14 protein-coding genes are annotated in these 15,578 nt (G+C 69.6%); 9 read left to right on the top strand and 5 right to left on the bottom strand.

Going from position 1 to position 15,578, the window contains the following annotated elements; translation table 11 throughout:
* Positions 1-131: 131 nt before the first annotated feature.
* Positions 132-1,604: an HNH endonuclease signature motif containing protein gene (locus WFG93_RS09810; protein ID WP_336646163.1), complete on the bottom strand. Its 1,473-nt coding sequence runs from the start codon at positions 1,602-1,604 to the stop codon at positions 132-134.
* Positions 1,605-1,751: 147 nt separating this feature from the next.
* Here WFG93_RS09810 and WFG93_RS09805 point away from each other — a divergent pair, with 147 nt between their 5' ends.
* The 7 genes from WFG93_RS09805 to WFG93_RS09775 all read left to right on the top strand — a co-directional run bounded on the left by WFG93_RS09805 (position 1,752) and on the right by WFG93_RS09775 (position 8,684).
* Positions 1,752-2,687, top strand: a complete 936-nt coding sequence (locus tag WFG93_RS09805; protein WP_336646162.1) for a sugar-binding transcriptional regulator — start codon at positions 1,752-1,754, stop codon at positions 2,685-2,687.
* Positions 2,684-3,685 carry a deoxyribose-phosphate aldolase gene (deoC, locus tag WFG93_RS09800; protein WP_336646161.1) on the top strand — a complete coding sequence of 334 codons (1,002 nt, stop codon included), beginning with the start codon at positions 2,684-2,686 and terminating at the stop codon, positions 3,683-3,685. Before WFG93_RS09805 ends, deoC begins: the two co-directional genes overlap by 4 nt.
* Positions 3,686-3,719: 34 nt before the next feature.
* Complete coding sequence (locus WFG93_RS09795) at positions 3,720-5,162, top strand: aldehyde dehydrogenase family protein (RefSeq protein WP_336646160.1); 1,443 nt, start codon at positions 3,720-3,722, stop codon at positions 5,160-5,162.
* Positions 5,159-6,028 (top strand): aldehyde dehydrogenase family protein, encoded by an 870-nt coding sequence (locus tag WFG93_RS09790; RefSeq protein ID WP_442928254.1) that lies wholly within the window; start codon positions 5,159-5,161, stop codon positions 6,026-6,028. Before WFG93_RS09795 ends, WFG93_RS09790 begins: the two co-directional genes overlap by 4 nt.
* A gap of 112 nt (positions 6,029-6,140) precedes the next feature.
* The gene (clpX, locus tag WFG93_RS09785) at positions 6,141-7,409 is read left to right on the top strand and encodes an ATP-dependent Clp protease ATP-binding subunit ClpX (protein WP_336646159.1); all 1,269 of its coding nucleotides are present in this window, start codon (positions 6,141-6,143) and stop codon (positions 7,407-7,409) included.
* A 10-nt stretch (positions 7,410-7,419) separates the two neighbouring features.
* The gene (locus tag WFG93_RS09780; RefSeq protein WP_336646158.1) at positions 7,420-8,133 is read left to right on the top strand and encodes a peptidase E; all 714 of its coding nucleotides are present in this window, start codon (positions 7,420-7,422) and stop codon (positions 8,131-8,133) included.
* Entirely contained in the window at positions 8,130-8,684 is a 555-nt protein-coding gene (locus WFG93_RS09775; RefSeq protein WP_336646157.1) for an NUDIX hydrolase, read from the top strand. The genes WFG93_RS09780 and WFG93_RS09775 overlap by 4 nt, the downstream gene beginning before the upstream one ends.
* A gap of 164 nt (positions 8,685-8,848) precedes the next feature.
* On the opposite strand, the gene WFG93_RS09770 is transcribed toward WFG93_RS09775, so the two are convergent.
* Complete coding sequence (locus WFG93_RS09770; protein WP_336646156.1) at positions 8,849-10,903, bottom strand: M3 family metallopeptidase; 2,055 nt, start codon at positions 10,901-10,903, stop codon at positions 8,849-8,851.
* A gap of 47 nt (positions 10,904-10,950) precedes the next feature.
* Positions 10,951-11,859 carry a LysR family transcriptional regulator gene (locus WFG93_RS09765; protein WP_336646155.1) on the bottom strand — a complete coding sequence of 303 codons (909 nt, stop codon included), beginning with the start codon at positions 11,857-11,859 and terminating at the stop codon, positions 10,951-10,953.
* 87 nt (positions 11,860-11,946) lie between these two features.
* On the opposite strand from WFG93_RS09765, the gene tdh reads away from it, so the two are divergent.
* Together tdh and WFG93_RS09755 are read left to right on the top strand one after the other, a co-directional pair.
* Positions 11,947-12,990 (top strand): L-threonine 3-dehydrogenase, encoded by a 1,044-nt coding sequence (gene tdh / locus WFG93_RS09760; RefSeq protein ID WP_336646154.1) that lies wholly within the window; start codon positions 11,947-11,949, stop codon positions 12,988-12,990.
* A 17-nt stretch (positions 12,991-13,007) separates the two neighbouring features.
* The gene (locus tag WFG93_RS09755) at positions 13,008-14,186 is read left to right on the top strand and encodes a glycine C-acetyltransferase (protein WP_336646153.1); all 1,179 of its coding nucleotides are present in this window, start codon (positions 13,008-13,010) and stop codon (positions 14,184-14,186) included.
* On the opposite strand, the gene WFG93_RS09750 is transcribed toward WFG93_RS09755, so the two are convergent.
* Together WFG93_RS09750 and WFG93_RS09745 are read right to left on the bottom strand one after the other, a co-directional pair.
* Positions 14,179-14,922 (bottom strand): polyphosphate polymerase domain-containing protein, encoded by a 744-nt coding sequence (locus WFG93_RS09750; RefSeq protein ID WP_336646152.1) that lies wholly within the window; start codon positions 14,920-14,922, stop codon positions 14,179-14,181. The two genes, WFG93_RS09755 and WFG93_RS09750, sit on opposite strands and share 8 nt — an antisense overlap.
* A complete protein-coding gene (locus tag WFG93_RS09745; protein ID WP_336646151.1) occupies positions 14,919-15,575 on the bottom strand; it encodes a DUF4956 domain-containing protein in 657 nt (218 codons plus the stop codon). The genes WFG93_RS09750 and WFG93_RS09745 overlap by 4 nt, the downstream gene beginning before the upstream one ends.
* Positions 15,576-15,578: the final 3 nt, after the last annotated feature.

Here is a 15,578-nt window from a genome sequence, read left to right as displayed (position 1 = left end):
TCACCGACGCCCCCTCTGAGGGTCGCCGCTTCTCGCAGATGCGATTCTGCCGAGCAGTGGCGGCGACTGGAGGGGGCGTCGCCGCGCTCACCGACCAGAGGGAGCCAGCGCGGGCCGGGGTCGATGCGGGCCTATGTGCGCAGCACGGGCGTGTGGCGGCGACGCCGCGGGTGGAGTGTGGACAGTCTCGGCGTGCGCCACTTCTGCTCGGCGTCCCACCAGGCCGGTCCGCGGATCTGCGGGAGACCGCCGTTCATGCGGATCTTCCACCCGGATTGGCCAAGCGATCGGTGGTGCCACCAGCACAGTGGCACGCCATTGTCGGTGTGGGTGGGGCCGCCGCGGGCGTGCTCGATGACGTGGTGGATCTCGCACCAGGTCGCCGGGACGTGGCATCCGGGAATCAGGCATTCTTTGTCTCTGGCGACGATCGCCCGGCGCTGGTGAACGGTGAACACCCGGTCCGTGGTCGTGATCCCCACGATGCGGCCTTCGTCGAACAGTACGCGTTGGATGGCTCCGGTGCAGGCGGTGTGGGTGGCGACGTGCAGGGGGACGGCGGTGTCGGATCCGGGCAGGGTTGCCCAGCCGGTGCCTGCCGCCAGATCGGCGGCGTCGACGTGCACGACCAGGGTCGGGGCGGCGCCGCCGAGTGTGGGCATCTCGCTGTGGCGGGCGGCGATGCCGAGGGCGGCGGCGAGGGCGTCGTGGCGTTTCTGGGCGGGGGTGCGCGGGTCGATCAGCTTGCGCGGATCGCTGTTGAACGCGTCGTCGCTGTAGGGGTCGTCGTCGACGAGGGTGAAGTGCACGCCCGTGTCGGGTGCGCCGCCGACTTTGGGGTTGTTGTACGCGTCTTCGATGAGCTGCCATTGCGCGGCGACTTCGGGGGTGAGGTTGCCGTGCACGGGGTGCACACCGTCGCGCAGCCGCCCGATCGTGATCGACCGGCGCGCCTGCGCCCGCTGATCCGCCGGCTCCGCCCCGTCCGGGTCGAGCATGATCGCGAGGGTCGCCGCGAACTGCTTCAGATCCTCCGCCGACGCCCGCGGCGCCCGCCCACCATCACCGTCACCGTCACCGTCACCGTCGTGGTCGTGGTCGTGGTCGGCGTCGGGGAGCGCGTCGCCGCGGGCGAACGCGGCGAGGTTCGCATCCGCCCACATCCGCTGCTCGACAGTGATGCGATCCCGCGCCTGCTCCAGCGGGCCGACCGCCGCCAACAGACCGGCGAGACCGACGGCGCCGTCCAGCAGCGCCTCGCGAAGGGCCGGCCAGCGGGCCGGCATCCGCTCACCCGACACCAGACTCGTCTCACGCTGCACCGCCTCGCCCGCCCGGATGACCCGCGCCGCAGTGGGCGCGTCCACGAGCACCGCCCGGCGCAGCATCTCGTTCATGCCCCGGCATCCGAACCGATGCCCGAACTCCGCATCCGCCGTCGCGACCGTCTCGACGATGCCCGCCTCCGCCAGCCGCGAGATCTCCCCGAGCCCAGCCAGTGCCTCCGCCCGCTCCGCATCCACCAGCCCCGCCAGCACGCCACCCGCCAGCAGACCACGCAGGCCTGCGGCGACCTGAGCGAGAACATCAGCGGGGCTGCTCATACCTCCAGTCTGACGGGGGCCACCGACATCGCCCGGCCCGATATCCCACAGCGAATGCGCACCTGGACAGCGCGACGCTGCTCATATGAGCAGAAATGCGCGCGTGTGTCGGCGGTCTTCTAGGCTGGACGTCGGAAGGAGGATGCCGTGGACGAAGAACTGCTCATGGTGCGCGTCGCCGAGCTCTCGTACGACGAGAGCAAGACGCAGGACGAGATCGGAGCCCTCCTCGGCATCTCCCGCTGGAAGGTCGGCCGCCTGCTGCTGCAGGCCAGGGAGCGCGGCATCGTCCGCATCGAGATCGTGCATCCGCGCGCCCGTCGGCTGAGCCTGGAGCGAGCCCTCGTCGAGAGGTTCGATCTGCGCGACGCCGTGGTCGTGCCCGCTCCGGACGAGAAGGACCTCGTGCTCGAGCGAGTCGCGCGTGCGGCCGCCGACATGCTGACGGCGCTGCGACCCGCCCCGCGCACGCTCGCGGTGAGCTGGGGCCGCACCCTGACCGCCGTCGCAGACGCGCTGCCCGAGGGGTGGACGCACCGCGTCACGGTGGTGCAGGCGAACGGCGGGGTGAGCCTGAACCGTCGCGCCGGCGGCGCGGCATCCCTCGCGGGAACGATCGCCCACCGCGGTGGCGGTCAGGCCATCCTGCTGCCCAGTCCCGCCATCCTCGAGCGCGTCGAGACCGCGCAGGCCATCGTGTCCGACCGCACGGTCGCCGCCGTACTCGCGCAGGCCGCGGCCGCCGACACTCTGCTCTTCACCGCCGGGCCAGCCGATGCGGGCTCCGCGCACGTCGAGAACGGCTACCTCACGGCCGACGACATCGTCGAGCTCGCCCGGCGCGGGGCGGTCGGCGACGTCCTGGGCCGCTACATCGACGCGGACGGCAACGTCGTCGACCCGCAGCTGGACGCGCGCACCGTCGGAGTCGACCTCGCGCAGCTGCGCGCCGCCCCCCGATCCATCTTCGTCACCGCCGGTGCCGCCAAGCACGACATCGCGCGTACAGTCGTGAGCAACGGCCTGTGCAGCATCGTGGTGACCGACGAATCCACCGCACGCGAGCTCTTGGAGGAGACGTGACGACAACAGAACTGGCCCGCCGCAACGCGGTCGACGTGCTGGGCGGTGAGCCCGACGACGCCACCCTGCGCCGTTTCCTGCACGGCCTGCCCGGCGTGGATGCGGTCGGCCTCGAACAGCGCGCGGCGGCGCTGGGCACTCGATCGATCAAGACCACGTCGAAGGCGTGGGCGCTAGACCGCATCATCTCGCTGATCGATCTCACCACGCTCGAGGGCGCCGACACCGCGGGCAAGGTGCGCTCGCTGGTGGCCAAGGCGAAGACCCCGGATGCCGCCGACCCGGCCACTCCGCGGGTCGCAGCAGTCTGCGTGTACGGCGACATGGTCGGCCATGCCGTGGAGGCGCTCGGCGCCCTGCACGGAGACCCCGATGACGGCGGCATCGCCGTGGCCGCCGTCGCCACCGCGTTCCCCTCCGGGCGCGCGTCGATGGCGGTGAAGCTGGCCGACACGCGCGATGCCGTGGCCGCAGGCGCCGACGAGATCGACATGGTCATCGACCGCGGCGCGTTCCTCGAGGGCCGCTACGGACTCGTGTTCGACCAGATCGCGCAGGTGAAGGAGGCATGTCGCCGGGAGGACGGCAGCCACGCATCGCTGAAGGTCATCATGGAGACCGGCGAGCTGAACACCTACGACAACATCAAGCGCGCCTCGTGGCTGTCGATCCTCGCGGGCGGCGACTTCATCAAGACCTCCACCGGAAAGGTGCAGCCGGCGGCCACACTGCCCACCACGCTGCTCATGCTCGAGGTGGTCCGGGACTGGCACCGCGGCACGGGGGAGCGCATCGGGGTCAAGCCCGCCGGTGGCATCCGCTCGTCGAAGGACGCGATCAAGTACCTCGTCACGGTCGCCGAGACCACGGGCGAGGACTGGCTGCAGCCGCACCTGTTCCGCTTCGGCGCCTCGAGCCTGCTCAACGATGTGCTGCTGCAGCGGCAGAAGCTGATCTCCGGACACTACTCCGGACCCGACTACGTGACCATCGACTGATGCTTCGACAAGCTCAGCAACCCCTGGAGTTCTGATGTCATTCCTGGAATATGCTCCCGCGCCGGAATCCACGGCGATCCTGAACCTCAAAGACAGCTACGGACTGTTCATCGACGGAGAGTTCGTCGCCGGTGACGGCGACAGCTTCCACACCATCTCACCTGCAGACGAGAGCCGCATCGCCGAGGTCGCCTCGGCATCCGACGCCGACGTCGACCGCGCCGTCGCCGCCGCTCGCCGCGCCTATGACGAGGTCTGGTCGAAGATGAGCGGCCGCGACCGCGGCAAGTACCTGTTCCGCATCGCGCGGCTGGTGCAGGAGCGCGCACGCGAGCTCGCGGTCGCGGAGAGCCTCGACAACGGCAAGCCGATCAAGGAGAGCCGCGATGTGGATGTGCCGCTGGTGGCATCCTGGTTCTTCTACTACGCGGGGTGGGCCGACAAGCTCGACTACGCCGGACTCGGCGCGAACCCGCGCGCGCTCGGCGTCGCCGGTCAGGTGATCCCCTGGAACTTCCCGCTGCTCATGCTGGCGTGGAAGGTGGCTCCGGCTCTCGCGGCCGGGAACACGGTGGTGCTCAAGCCTGCCGAGACGACACCGCTGACCGCGCTGATCTTCGCCGAGATCCTGCAGCAGGCGGACCTCCCGGCGGGCGTGGTGAACGTCGTCACCGGTGCGGGCGCCACCGGTGCCGCTCTGGTGCGGCATCCGGATGTCGACAAGGTCGCGTTCACCGGCTCGACGGGCGTGGGTCGCGACATCGCCAAGGCGGTCGCGGGCACCCGAAAGAAGGTCACCCTCGAGCTCGGCGGCAAGGCGGCGAACATCGTCTTCGACGACGCGCCGATCGATCAGGCCGTCGAGGGCATCGTGAACGGCATCTTCTTCAACCAGGGGCACGTCTGCTGCGCCGGCAGTCGACTGCTCGTGCAGGAGTCCATCCACGACGAGGTCATCGATCGGCTCAAGAGCCGCCTCTCCACCCTGCGCATGGGCGATCCGCTCGACAAGAACACCGACATCGGCGCGATCAACTCCGCCGCGCAGCTCGCCCGCATCCGCGAGCTCAGCGACATCGGCGAGGCGGAGGGCGCTGAGCGCTGGAGCGCGGATTGCGCGATCCCGGAGAAGGGCTTCTGGTTCGCCCCCACCATCTTCACCGGAGTGGAGGCGTCGCATCGCATCGCCCGGGACGAGGTGTTCGGACCGGTGCTGTCGGTGCTCACCTTCCGCACCCCGGCAGAGGCGATCGCAAAGGCCAACAACACCCCGTACGGGCTGTCGGCCGGGATCTGGAGCGACAAGGGATCGCGCATCCTCGCCGTCGCCGACCGCCTGCGCGCGGGCGTGGTGTGGGCGAACACCTTCAACCGCTTCGACCCGTCGAGCCCGTTCGGCGGATACAAGGAGTCGGGATACGGCCGCGAGGGCGGCCGGCACGGACTGACCGCCTACCTCAAGGGAGCCTCGGCATGAGCATGCGAGCCAAGCAGACCACCCGACTCAGCGTCCCCAAGACGTACAAGCTCGCGATCGGCGGAGCGTTCCCGCGCAGCGAGTCCGGGCGCACCTACGAGGTGCTCTCACCGAAGGGCGCATTCCTCGCGAACGCGGCGAAGGCGTCGCGGAAGGATGCCAGGGATGCCGTCGTCGCCGCGCGTGCGGCGGTGAAGGGCTGGTCGGGTGCGACCGCCTACAACCGCGGCCAGGTGCTGTACCGCGTCGCGGAGATCCTCGAGGGGCGTCGCGCGCAGTTCGTCGCCGAGATCGTCGATCAGGAAGGCGCGAGCGAGACTGCCGCTGCCGCGCAGGTGGATGCCGCGATCGACCTGTGGGTCTGGTACGCCGGCTGGTGCGACAAGTACGCACAGGTGGCGGGCAACGCCAATCCCGTCGCCGGACCCTACTTCAACATCTCGGTGCCGGAGCCGACCGGCGTCGTGGCGACGGTGGCACCGCAGGACTCCGCACTGCTGGGCATCGTGGCGGCGATCGCGCCGGCGCTCGTGACCGGCAACGCCGTGGTCGTCGTCGCCAGCGAGCGCTACCCGCTGTCGGCGATCAGCCTCGCCGAGGTGCTCGCCACCAGTGATCTGCCCGGGGGAGTGGTGAACGTGCTGACCGGCTCGCCCGCGGAGATCGCGCCGTGGCTGGCATCCCACGCCGACGTCGACGCGCTGGATCTCTCGGGCGCCGGAGAACTGGACTGGGTCGATCTCGAGATCGCCGCCGCCGAGACGCTCACGCGAGTGCTGCGCCCCGGCGACGTGTCCGCGAGCCTGGACCGCATCACCGCGTTCACCGAGACGAAGACGGTCTGGCACACCAAGAGCCTGATCTGATCCTCGCCCTCGACTCCGGGGCGGGTGCGGCGCTCCTGCGCGCCAATCCGCCCCGGCGTCGGAGGCACCGGTTAGGCTCGAATGACGATCTCATCTCCCGAGGAGGACGCGCATGGCTCGCATCGGTGAAAGCGCTGACCTGTTCAAATGCTCTTTCTGTGGAAAGAGTCAGAAGCAGGTGCAGCAGCTGATCGCCGGACCCGGCGTCTACATCTGCGATGAATGCGTGGAGCTGTGCAACGAGATCATCGAGGAGCGGATGGCCGAGGCCGGCAGCGGTCCGGTGGCGGACTTCGAACTGCCCAAGCCCCGCGAGATCTTCTCGTTCCTCGAGGAGTACGTGGTCGGTCAGGAGCCAGCGAAGCGCTCCCTTGCGGTGGCGGTGTACAACCACTACAAGCGCGTCCGCGCGCGCGGTACCCTGCAGCCGGCCGAGCAGAAGGCCGAGGATGTGGAGGTCGCCAAGAGCAACATCCTCATGCTCGGGCCCACCGGCTGCGGCAAGACCTACCTTGCGCAGACCCTCGCCAAGCGGCTGAACGTCCCGTTCGCCGTCGCTGACGCCACCGCGCTGACCGAGGCGGGGTACGTGGGTGAGGACGTCGAGAACATCCTGCTGAAGCTGCTGCAGGCCGCCGACTACGACACCAAGCGCGCCGAGACCGGCATCATCTACATCGATGAGATCGACAAGATCGCGCGCAAGGCCGAGAACCCCTCCATCACCCGCGACGTCTCGGGCGAGGGCGTGCAGCAGGCGCTGCTGAAGATCCTCGAGGGCACAGTGGCGTCGGTGCCGCCGCAGGGCGGGCGCAAGCATCCGCACCAGGAGTTCCTGCAGATCGACACGACCAACGTGCTCTTCATCGTCGCCGGCGCCTTCGCCGGTCTTGAGGAGATCATCTCCGCGCGGGTCGGCAAGCACGGGGTCGGCTTCGGTGCGCCGCTGCACGACAAGGGCAAGGACCTCGACCTGTTCAGCGAGGTGCTGCCCGAGGATCTGCACAAGTTCGGGTTGATCCCCGAGTTCATCGGGCGCCTGCCGGTGGTCACCTCGGTGTCGCCGCTCGACCAGGCCGCGCTGGTCGACATCCTCACGGGTCCCCGCAACGCGCTGGTCAAGCAGTACCAGCGCATGTTCGAGCTCGACGGCGTGCAGCTGGAGTTCGAGGAGGACGCCCTGCGCTCGATCGCCGATCTCGCCGTGCTGCGCAAGACCGGTGCCCGCGGGCTGCGTGCCATCCTCGAGGACGTGCTGGGCCCGATCATGTTCGAGATCCCGTCGGCCGAGGACGTGTCGAAGGTCGTGGTCACCAAGGCCGCCGTCGACGAGGGCGCTGCGCCCACGGTCGTGCTCACGCGCAAGCGCAAGAGCGCCTGACCGGCGTGCTGTGACGGTTGCGGGCACCATCGTCACCCTCGGTGGTGGCGGGTTCTCGATGTCGGACGACGGCCGTTCGTCCATCGATGACCTGCTGCTCGATCTGAGCGGACGTGAGACGCCGAAGCTCTGCTTCATCCCGACGGCGAGCGGGGACTCCGTCGACTACTGCCGCCGATTCGAGGCGGCCTTCGAAGGGCGGGCCGAGACCTCGGTGCTGTCCCTGTTCGGCAACTCGGTCTACGACTACAGCGACCCCCGGACGCTCCTCGAGCACGACGTCATCTACGTCGGCGGGGGATCCACGGCGAATCTGCTCGCGATCTGGCGTCTGCACGGCGTTCCCGAGATGCTCCAGCGGGCAGCAGCCGCAGGCGCGATCCTGGCCGGGATCAGCGCGGGCATGAACTGCTGGTTCGAGGCCTCGTCCACGGACTCCTTCGGATCGCTCGCTCCTCTCGATGATGGGCTCGCGTTCCTGCCCGGAAGCGCCTGCCCCCATCATCACGATGAGCCCGGTCGGCAGGCGCTGTACCGCGACTGGGTCGCCTCGGGGGCACTTCCCGCCGGGCACGGGGCCGACGACTACACCGCGATCGTGTGGCGCGACGGCGAGATTGTCGAAGCCGTCGGCGAGCGCTCGGGACGGAGGGTCGTGCGCGTCGAGCGCGACGCCGAGCACGAGATACCCGTCCGTCGGCTGCCGGCGGTGCGGGGCACGTGAACGACGTCCTGCGTCCGTCGCCCTGGCAGGTGGTCCACAGCGAGCGGATCGTCGCCGACCGCTGGATCGACCTGCGCGCGGACACCTGCATCGACGCACAGGGGCGCACGATCAGTCCGTACTACGTCCTCGAGCCCGCCGACTGGGTCACCGTGCTCGCCCTCGACGAGAACGACCGCGCGATCGCCCTCGAGGAGTACCGCCACGGTGCCGGCGTCGTCGGGCTGGGATTGGTGGGCGGCGCGGTGGACGAGGGTGAGGATCCTCGGGATGCCGCACTGCGAGAGCTGCGGGAGGAGACCGGGTGCATGGCCGCCGAGATCATCGACCTCGGCAGCACGTGGGCGAACTGGGGCAACCAGACGAACCGCTCGCATCACTTCCTCGCACGCGGATGCCGCCGCGTCGCCGATCAGTCCCTCGATGACACCGAGATGATCGTCGTTCGCACCGAGGATCTCGAGGATCTGGGTGCGCGTCTCGAGCAGAGCTATCACCTGCTGACGTGGCTCAAGGCGATGAATCATCTGCGCGCCGAACGCGCGAGCTGAGCAGCCCCACACCCCCGTAACGGCCCCCGGCCGAAATCAGAACCGCTCCTGCTTCCGGTATGACTTTCTGCCGCCCGAACGCGGATCAGGCGGCACGAACTCATACCGGAGCGAGAAGCGGTTCAAGGGGGGGGGCGGGGGATACGCCTGACGTGGCGGGGGACTCAGGCGTCGAGACCGCGACGCTTGAGCAGCGGTGCGATCTCGGCATCCCGGCCGCGGAAGTCCCGGTACGCCTCCAGCGGATCCTTCGAGCCGCCGACGCCGAGCAGCCGCCGCCGGAAGCGTTCGCCGTTCTCGCGCGTGAGGCCGCCGTTCTCGCGGAACCACTGCACGGTGTCCGCGTCGAGCACCTCGCTCCAGATGTAGGAGTAGTAGCCGGCGCTGTACCCGCCCGAGAACACGTGCGCGAAGTAGGCGGAGGAGTAGCGGGTCGGCACGACGGGGTTCAGCAGACCGATGTCGTTCAGGGCGCTGCGCTCGAACGCGGTGACGTCCTCGATCTCATCATCCGGACCGATGTGGTGCCACGCCTGGTCGAGCCAGGCCGCCGCGAGGTACTCGCTCGTCGCGTGGCCCTGGTCGAAGGCCTCTGCGGCTCGGAGACGCTCGACGATCTCGGCATCCAGGGGCTCACCGGTCTGGTGGTGCCGGGCGTAGTTCTTCAGGACCTCCGGCCAGAGGATCCACATCTCGTTGACCTGGCTGGGGAACTCGACGAAGTCGCGGAACACGTTCGTCCCAGAGAAGTGCGGGTAGGTGACGCGCGCGAAGAGCCCGTGCAGCGCGTGGCCGAACTCGTGGAACAGGGTCGTGACCTCGTCGAGGGTGAGCAGCGTCGGCAGGTCGTCGCCGGGCCGCGCGACGTTGAGGTTGTTCGCGACCACGGGCAGCGTGCCGCGCAGCGCGGACTCGCTGACGATCGGATTCATCCACGCGCCGCCGCGTTTGGAGTCGCGCGTGTACAGGTCGAGCACGTACAGGCCCACCGGCGTGCCATCCGCGTCGTGGACCTCGAACACGCGGGCGTCGGGGTGGTACGAGGGCAGGTCGCGTCGTTCGGTGAAGGTGACGCCGTACAGCTGCGTCGCGGCGAAGAACACGCCGTCGCGCAGCACCCGCTCTGCCTCGAAGTACGGGAGCAGCGCGGCGGTGTCGATGTCATACCGCGCCTGTCGCACCTTCTCGGTGTAGAACGCCCAGTCGTGCGCCTCGAGCGGGAACGGCTCCTCCTCGGTGTCATCGATGATCTGCTGCAACGCTGCGCGCTCGCGCTCGGCGTTGCGCGCAGCGGGCGCAGCGAGGTCGCGCAGCATCCGCTCGACCGCCTGGGGTGAGCCGGCGGTCTCGTCGGCGGTGATGTACGCCGCATGCGATTCGTAGCCCAGCAGTGCCGCGCGCTGGGCGCGCAGCGCGGTGATCTCGCGCAGCACCGCCCGGTTGTCGCGTTCGTTGCCGCGCGCGGCACGCGCGAGGGAGGCCTGCATGATGCGCTGTCGTGTCTCGCGAACCGTCAGCGCGGCGAGGTAGGGGTGTCCGGTGAACAGCGGAAGCGCGACGAGGTGTCTGCCGTCCAGGCCGCGATCCGCCGCCGCGCGAGCGGTCGCGCTCAGCTCGCCCGCCGAGAGCCCGTCGAGCTCGGACGCGTGGTCGAACACGACCGCGAGGTCGTTCGTGTCGCCGAGGAGATTTCTCTCGAACGTCGTGCTCAGCGTGGACAGGTGCTGGTTCAGGGTGGTCAACCGCGCCTTCGCCTCGTCGTCGAGCGCGGCACCGGCATGCGTCATCTCACGGAAGTGACGCTGCACGAGGTAGCGCTGCTCTGCGCTGAGGTCCCCTCGCTCGGCGAGGTGCTCGTGCACGGCGGCCACGCGGTCGTACAGGCGCCCGTCGAGCAGGATCGCGTCCTGGTGCGCGGCCATCAGCGGCGCGAGCTGCTCGTCCACCGCCTGGATCTCGGGCGTGGCATCGGCGGAGCTGACGGTGTAGAAGGTGTGCGCGATGCGGTCGAGCAGTGCGCCGCTGCGCTCGAGCGCATCGATCGTGTTCTCGAACGTCGGCGCGCCGGGCTCGCCGGTGATGGAGCGGACCTCGTGAAGGTGCTCGGCGAACGCGGCCTCGAAAGCGGGCAGGTAGTGCTCGGGCCGGATGCGGGCGAAGTCGGGCAGCTCGTAGGCCAGCGGGGGCGGCGACAGCAGCGGATTCTCGGCCTCGATCATCCGAAGAGTTTACGGGGCCGGTCGGCCCTGCGCCGGTCCGCCGCGGTTCAGCTGCTCAACCGGGCCATGACGGTCTGCAGGGCGTCCACCACGCGCCGCACGCTGCGCCGCCGCAGGGCTTCCGGACGCGCCAGCACGTCGATGAGGCGGTGCGTGCTGACGCCCAGCAGCGGGATGCGCACGATCTCGCGGTCGTCGACGCTGCGGGAGGTGTAGCGGGGGAGCAGCCCGATGACATCGCCTGCGGCGACGGCTGCGGCGACGGCGCCGTAGTCGTTGATGCGGTGCTGCACGCGCGGAGCGACGTGCGCGACGGCGGCGATCGCGCGCAGCACGTCATCGGGGGAGTAGCCGATGCGACTGGTCACCCACCGCTCGCCCGCGATGTCCGCGGGCGACACCGACGAACGATGAGCCAGCGGATGCGACGCGGCGACGGCCACATCGAGGGGTTCGCGCACCAGGGTGAGGCTGCGCACACCCTGCGCCGGCCACGGCTCGGAATGCTCCATGCGGTGCGCGAGCACCAGGTCGTACCGCGCCGTGAGCGCCGGGAACTCGCTCTGCGCGACGTCCTCGTCGGTGAGCTCGACCGACGGCCCGTCGTCGCCGGCCGCCAGCTCGCGCAGCAGCGCGCCGAACAGGGCCTGGCCCGCGCTGTGGAAGCCGCTGACGCTGACCACGCCGGTGCTGTCCTGTTCGAACGCGTCCAGCGCGCTGCGCGCCGCGGCCATGGCATCCAGCGCCTCGGCCCCTGCCTCGGCGAGCACCCGCCCGGCGGCAGTGAGCGCGAGCGTGCGGCCCTGCCGCTGCGTCAGCGGCGTGCGGAACTCGCGCTGCAGCACGGCCAGCTGCTGCGAGACCGCCGAGGGCGTGACGCGAAGCGCTTCGGCGACGGCCGTCACGCTGCCGAGGGCACCGAGTTCTCGCAGGATCTGCAGCTGGTGAAGCTCCATCCCTCGATCCTACGATTCAGTTCGGCTTCATCGATCCTGCAGGAAGTGGGTGTTGCTCTTCACGATCGGCTGCGGTGGGATCGGAATATGAAGGCACTGTTCAAGAGCGCACCCCGCGCGGGATTCGAGCTCACCGAGCGGCCGGATCCGGTCGCGGGCACCGGCGAGGTCGTCATCCGGGTGCTGCGCACCGGCATCTGCGGCACCGACCTGCACATCCTGCGCTGGGACGACTGGGCGGCGTCGGCGATCCAGACGCCGCTGATCCCCGGCCACGAGTTCTACGGGGAAGTCGTCGAGGTCGGCGACATGGTGCACGACATCGCCGTCGGGGACCGCGTATCGGGCGAGGGGCACATCGTCTGCGGCACCTGCCGCAACTGTCGTGCCGGGCGTCGGCAGATGTGCATCCGCACGATCGGTCTCGGCCTGCAGCGCGACGGTGCCTTCGCGGAGTACCTCTCCCTTCCCGCCACGAACGTATGGGTGCACCACGACGATGTGACGCCCGAGCTCGGCGCGATCTTCGATCCGCTCGGCAACGCCGTGCACACCGCGCTCACCTATCGGGTGATAGGTGAGGACGTGCTGGTGACCGGATGCGGGCCCATCGGGCTCATGTCGATCGCCGTCGCACGTCACGCCGGCGCTCGCTTCATCGTCGCCACCGACGTCAGTGCCCCGCGGCTGGAGATGGCCGAGCAGATGGGTGCAGATGCGGTCGTCGACGTGTCGCAGCAGGACATCCGCGACGTCCAGCGCGCACTCGGGATGCGGGAGGGCTTCGACATCGGGTTCGAGATGAGTGGGGCGCCCGCGGCGCTGCCGGCGATGATCGACAACATGAACCACGGCGGGCAGATCGCCATGCTCGGCCTGCCGAGCGCTGGATTCGACATCGACTGGGGCAAGCTCGTGACCCACATGCTCACGATCAAGGGGATCTACGGTCGCGAGATGTTCGAGACCTGGAACGCCATGGGGGCCATGCTGCAGACCAGTGCCGCGCTGCGCGAATCCATCACACGCGTGATCGCCGACGTGATCCCCGCACGCGACTGGGAGCGCGGGTTCGCCGCAGCCGAGTCCGCCGGCACCGGCAAGATCATCCTCGACTGGACCGAACTGTAAGAGACGACGGAGCTGTCATGTACACCACCTTCAAGGAACACCTGCAGGCCGAGCTCGCCGGGATCGAGCAGGCCGGGCTGACCAAGCACGAGCGCGGGATCTCGGGTCCGCAGCGCGCGGAGATCGTCACGGGTGGAGAGGAGGTGCTGAACTTCTGCGCCAACAACTATCTCGGTCTCGCCGACGACCCGCGCATCCTCGACGCCGCCCGTGGCGCGCTCGACGAGTGGGGCTACGGTCTGGCGAGCGTGCGGTTCATCTGCGGCACGCAGGATCAGCACCTCGAACTCGAGCGCCGCCTCGCCGCGTTCCTCGGCACCGACGACGGGATCCTCTACTCCTCCTGCTTCGACGCCAACGGCGGGGTGTTCGAGACGCTGTTCTCGGCAGAGGACGCGATCATCTCCGACGAGCTGAACCACGCGTCGATCATCGACGGCATCCGGCTCTCCAAGGCGCGTCGGCTGCGCTACCGCAACCGCGACATGGCCGACCTCGAGGCCCAGCTGCAGGCGGCATCCGATGCGCGCTTCCGCGTCATCGTCACCGACGGAGTGTTCTCCATGGACGGCTACATCGCCCCGCTGCGGGAGATCTGCGATCTCGCCGAGCGCTACGACGCCCTGGTGTTCGTCGACGACTCCCACGCGGTCGGCTTCGTCGGGGAGAACGGCCGCGGCACTCCCGAGCTGTGCGGCGTCTCCGACCGGGTGGACATCTACACCGGCACCTTCGGCAAGGCGCTCGGTGGCGCGTCCGGCGGATACGTCGCCGCGCATCGCGACATCGTCGCGCTGCTGCGCCAGCGCTCACGGCCCTACCTGTTCTCGAACACGCTCGCGCCGTCGATCGTCGCGGGAACGCTCACCGCACTCGACCTCGTCGAGGGGTCGGCGGATCTGCGCGCGCGGCTGCGCGAGAACGCGGAGCTGTTCCGCCGGCGGATGACCGAGGAGGGGTTCGAGCTGCTGCCCGGCGAGCATCCCATCGTCCCGGTGATGTTCCACGACGCCGCGCGCACGGCGCGCATCGCGGAGGAGATGCAGCGCCAGGGCGTGTACGTGACGGCGTTCAGCTTCCCGGTGGTTCCGCGCGAGCAGGCCCGCATCCGCGTGCAGCTCTCCGCGGCGCACACGAGCGAGCAGGTCGAGCGCTGCGTGGCGGCGTTCGTCGCGGCGCGGGCGGCGGTCAGCTGACGCTGCTCGGCCAGTAGCGCCGGCGCAGTCGCGCCCAGTCGTTGCCGGGCAGGTGCGGGTACAGCAGTGAGGCGCCCAGGCAGTACTTGCTCACCGCGTGCGGCCGGATGCCGTTCTGCAGCAGCATCCGGTCGAGCGCGCCCGCTGCGGCATCCGACTTCGTCTCCACGAGCACGTCCGCGGGCCCGTCGATGCGGTGCTGGGGCGACGACCAGCTCAGGTCGCTGTCGAGGGTGATGCGATGCGCGCCGTCGGTCAGCGTGCTGCGCCGGTACACCGTCTTCAGGACCGGATGCAGCCGCGCGGCGTCCATGTCGGTGATCGCCTCGCTGAACGCGCTCGCACGCGCATCGAGTTGGTCCCGCGCGAGCGGGTCGTGCGGGATGCGCTGTTTCACCGTGCGGCCGCGCAGTCCCTTCGATTTCACCTCGAGCAGGCAGTCGCCGGAGTCGCAGTACAGCCGCGTGCGCACCTTGAAGCGGTTCCGGCGGCGCTGCACGTGCTGGCGGAAGAGATCGAAGCGCGGCGAGTCGAAGTACATCGTGCGGTAGCGGAACGACCGCCGCCCGTCGATGGTGAGCACCCGCCAGTCATCCCCGAGCCGGTCGAGCAGCTCGGCGAGCAGCGGCTGGGGTACGAAGTACTTCCGGTCGACGCGGCTCAGCAGCGAGGCCGAGGCGTCGAGCTCGGCGAGGGAGATCGGCGCGCGCTCGCCGAGCATCGAGGCCGTGCTCACGCCAGCACCCGCTCATCCGCCGGCACGCGCACCGAGGAGTCCGTGATCTCGGTCGGGTCGGCGTCCGTCCGGCCGGCATCCGGCTGCGCCACCGCGCGCTCACGTGCGGCGGGATCGACCCGGAAGCGCACGTCCACCACGGTGATCTCTCGCACGAGGTCGACCTCGCGCACCTCGACCCGCAGCGTGGATGCGCCCAGCAGGGTGCGCAGCGCCCGCGTGAGTGCCTCCTCGTCGGTGTACGCGCGATCGAGAATCATGCACTGGTGCCGGGTGCGCCCGCCCACCCAGGATCCGTCGACGACGAACATCACCAGCAGCATCAGCGCCGACAGTGCCGGCGTCACCCACGCCTCCGCAGGGTGCAGACCTGCCAGCAGACCCAGGGCGAGCGCGACGAAGTAGTAGGCGATCTCCTGCTGCGTGATCTGATCCGAGCGCAGCCGGATGATCGAGAGGATGCCGAACAGCCCGATCCCCAGCCCGATCCCCACCTCGACGGAGCTCAGGGCGATGGTCACGGCGAGCACACCGACGTTCAGCGCCACGTACGACAGCAGCAGGTCGCGCCGACGATGCCGGCGGAAGTACAGCACGTAGGCGAGCAGGGTGATGGCGACGAGGTCGGTGATGAGGGCGACGATCAGAGACATGGG

The sequence above is a fragment of the Microbacterium sp. USHLN186 genome, from assembly GCF_037145155.1.
Lineage (GTDB): Bacteria > Actinomycetota > Actinomycetes > Actinomycetales > Microbacteriaceae > Microbacterium.
The sequence above is the reverse complement of the archived record's forward strand: the minus strand, read 5'-3'. Positions and strand labels throughout refer to the sequence as shown.

Bases quoted from the DNA above. Each gene is read 5' to 3' on its own strand.
- WFG93_RS09810 (WP_336646163.1), bottom strand. From the start codon at position 1,604: ATGAGCAGCCCCGCTGATGTTCTCGCTCAGGTCGCCGCAGGCCTGCGT.
- WFG93_RS09795 (WP_336646160.1), top strand. From the start codon at position 3,720: ATGTCATTCCTGGAATATGCTCCCGCGCCGGAATCCACGGCGATCCTG.
- WFG93_RS09790 (WP_442928254.1), top strand. From the start codon at position 5,159: ATGAGCATGCGAGCCAAGCAGACCACCCGACTCAGCGTCCCCAAGACG.
- clpX (WP_336646159.1), top strand. From the start codon at position 6,141: ATGGCTCGCATCGGTGAAAGCGCTGACCTGTTCAAATGCTCTTTCTGT.
- WFG93_RS09770 (WP_336646156.1), bottom strand. From the start codon at position 10,903: ATGATCGAGGCCGAGAATCCGCTGCTGTCGCCGCCCCCGCTGGCCTAC.
- WFG93_RS09765 (WP_336646155.1), bottom strand. From the start codon at position 11,859: ATGGAGCTTCACCAGCTGCAGATCCTGCGAGAACTCGGTGCCCTCGGC.
- tdh (WP_336646154.1), top strand. From the start codon at position 11,947: ATGAAGGCACTGTTCAAGAGCGCACCCCGCGCGGGATTCGAGCTCACC.
- WFG93_RS09755 (WP_336646153.1), top strand. From the start codon at position 13,008: ATGTACACCACCTTCAAGGAACACCTGCAGGCCGAGCTCGCCGGGATC.
- WFG93_RS09745 (WP_336646151.1), bottom strand. From the start codon at position 15,575: ATGTCTCTGATCGTCGCCCTCATCACCGACCTCGTCGCCATCACCCTG.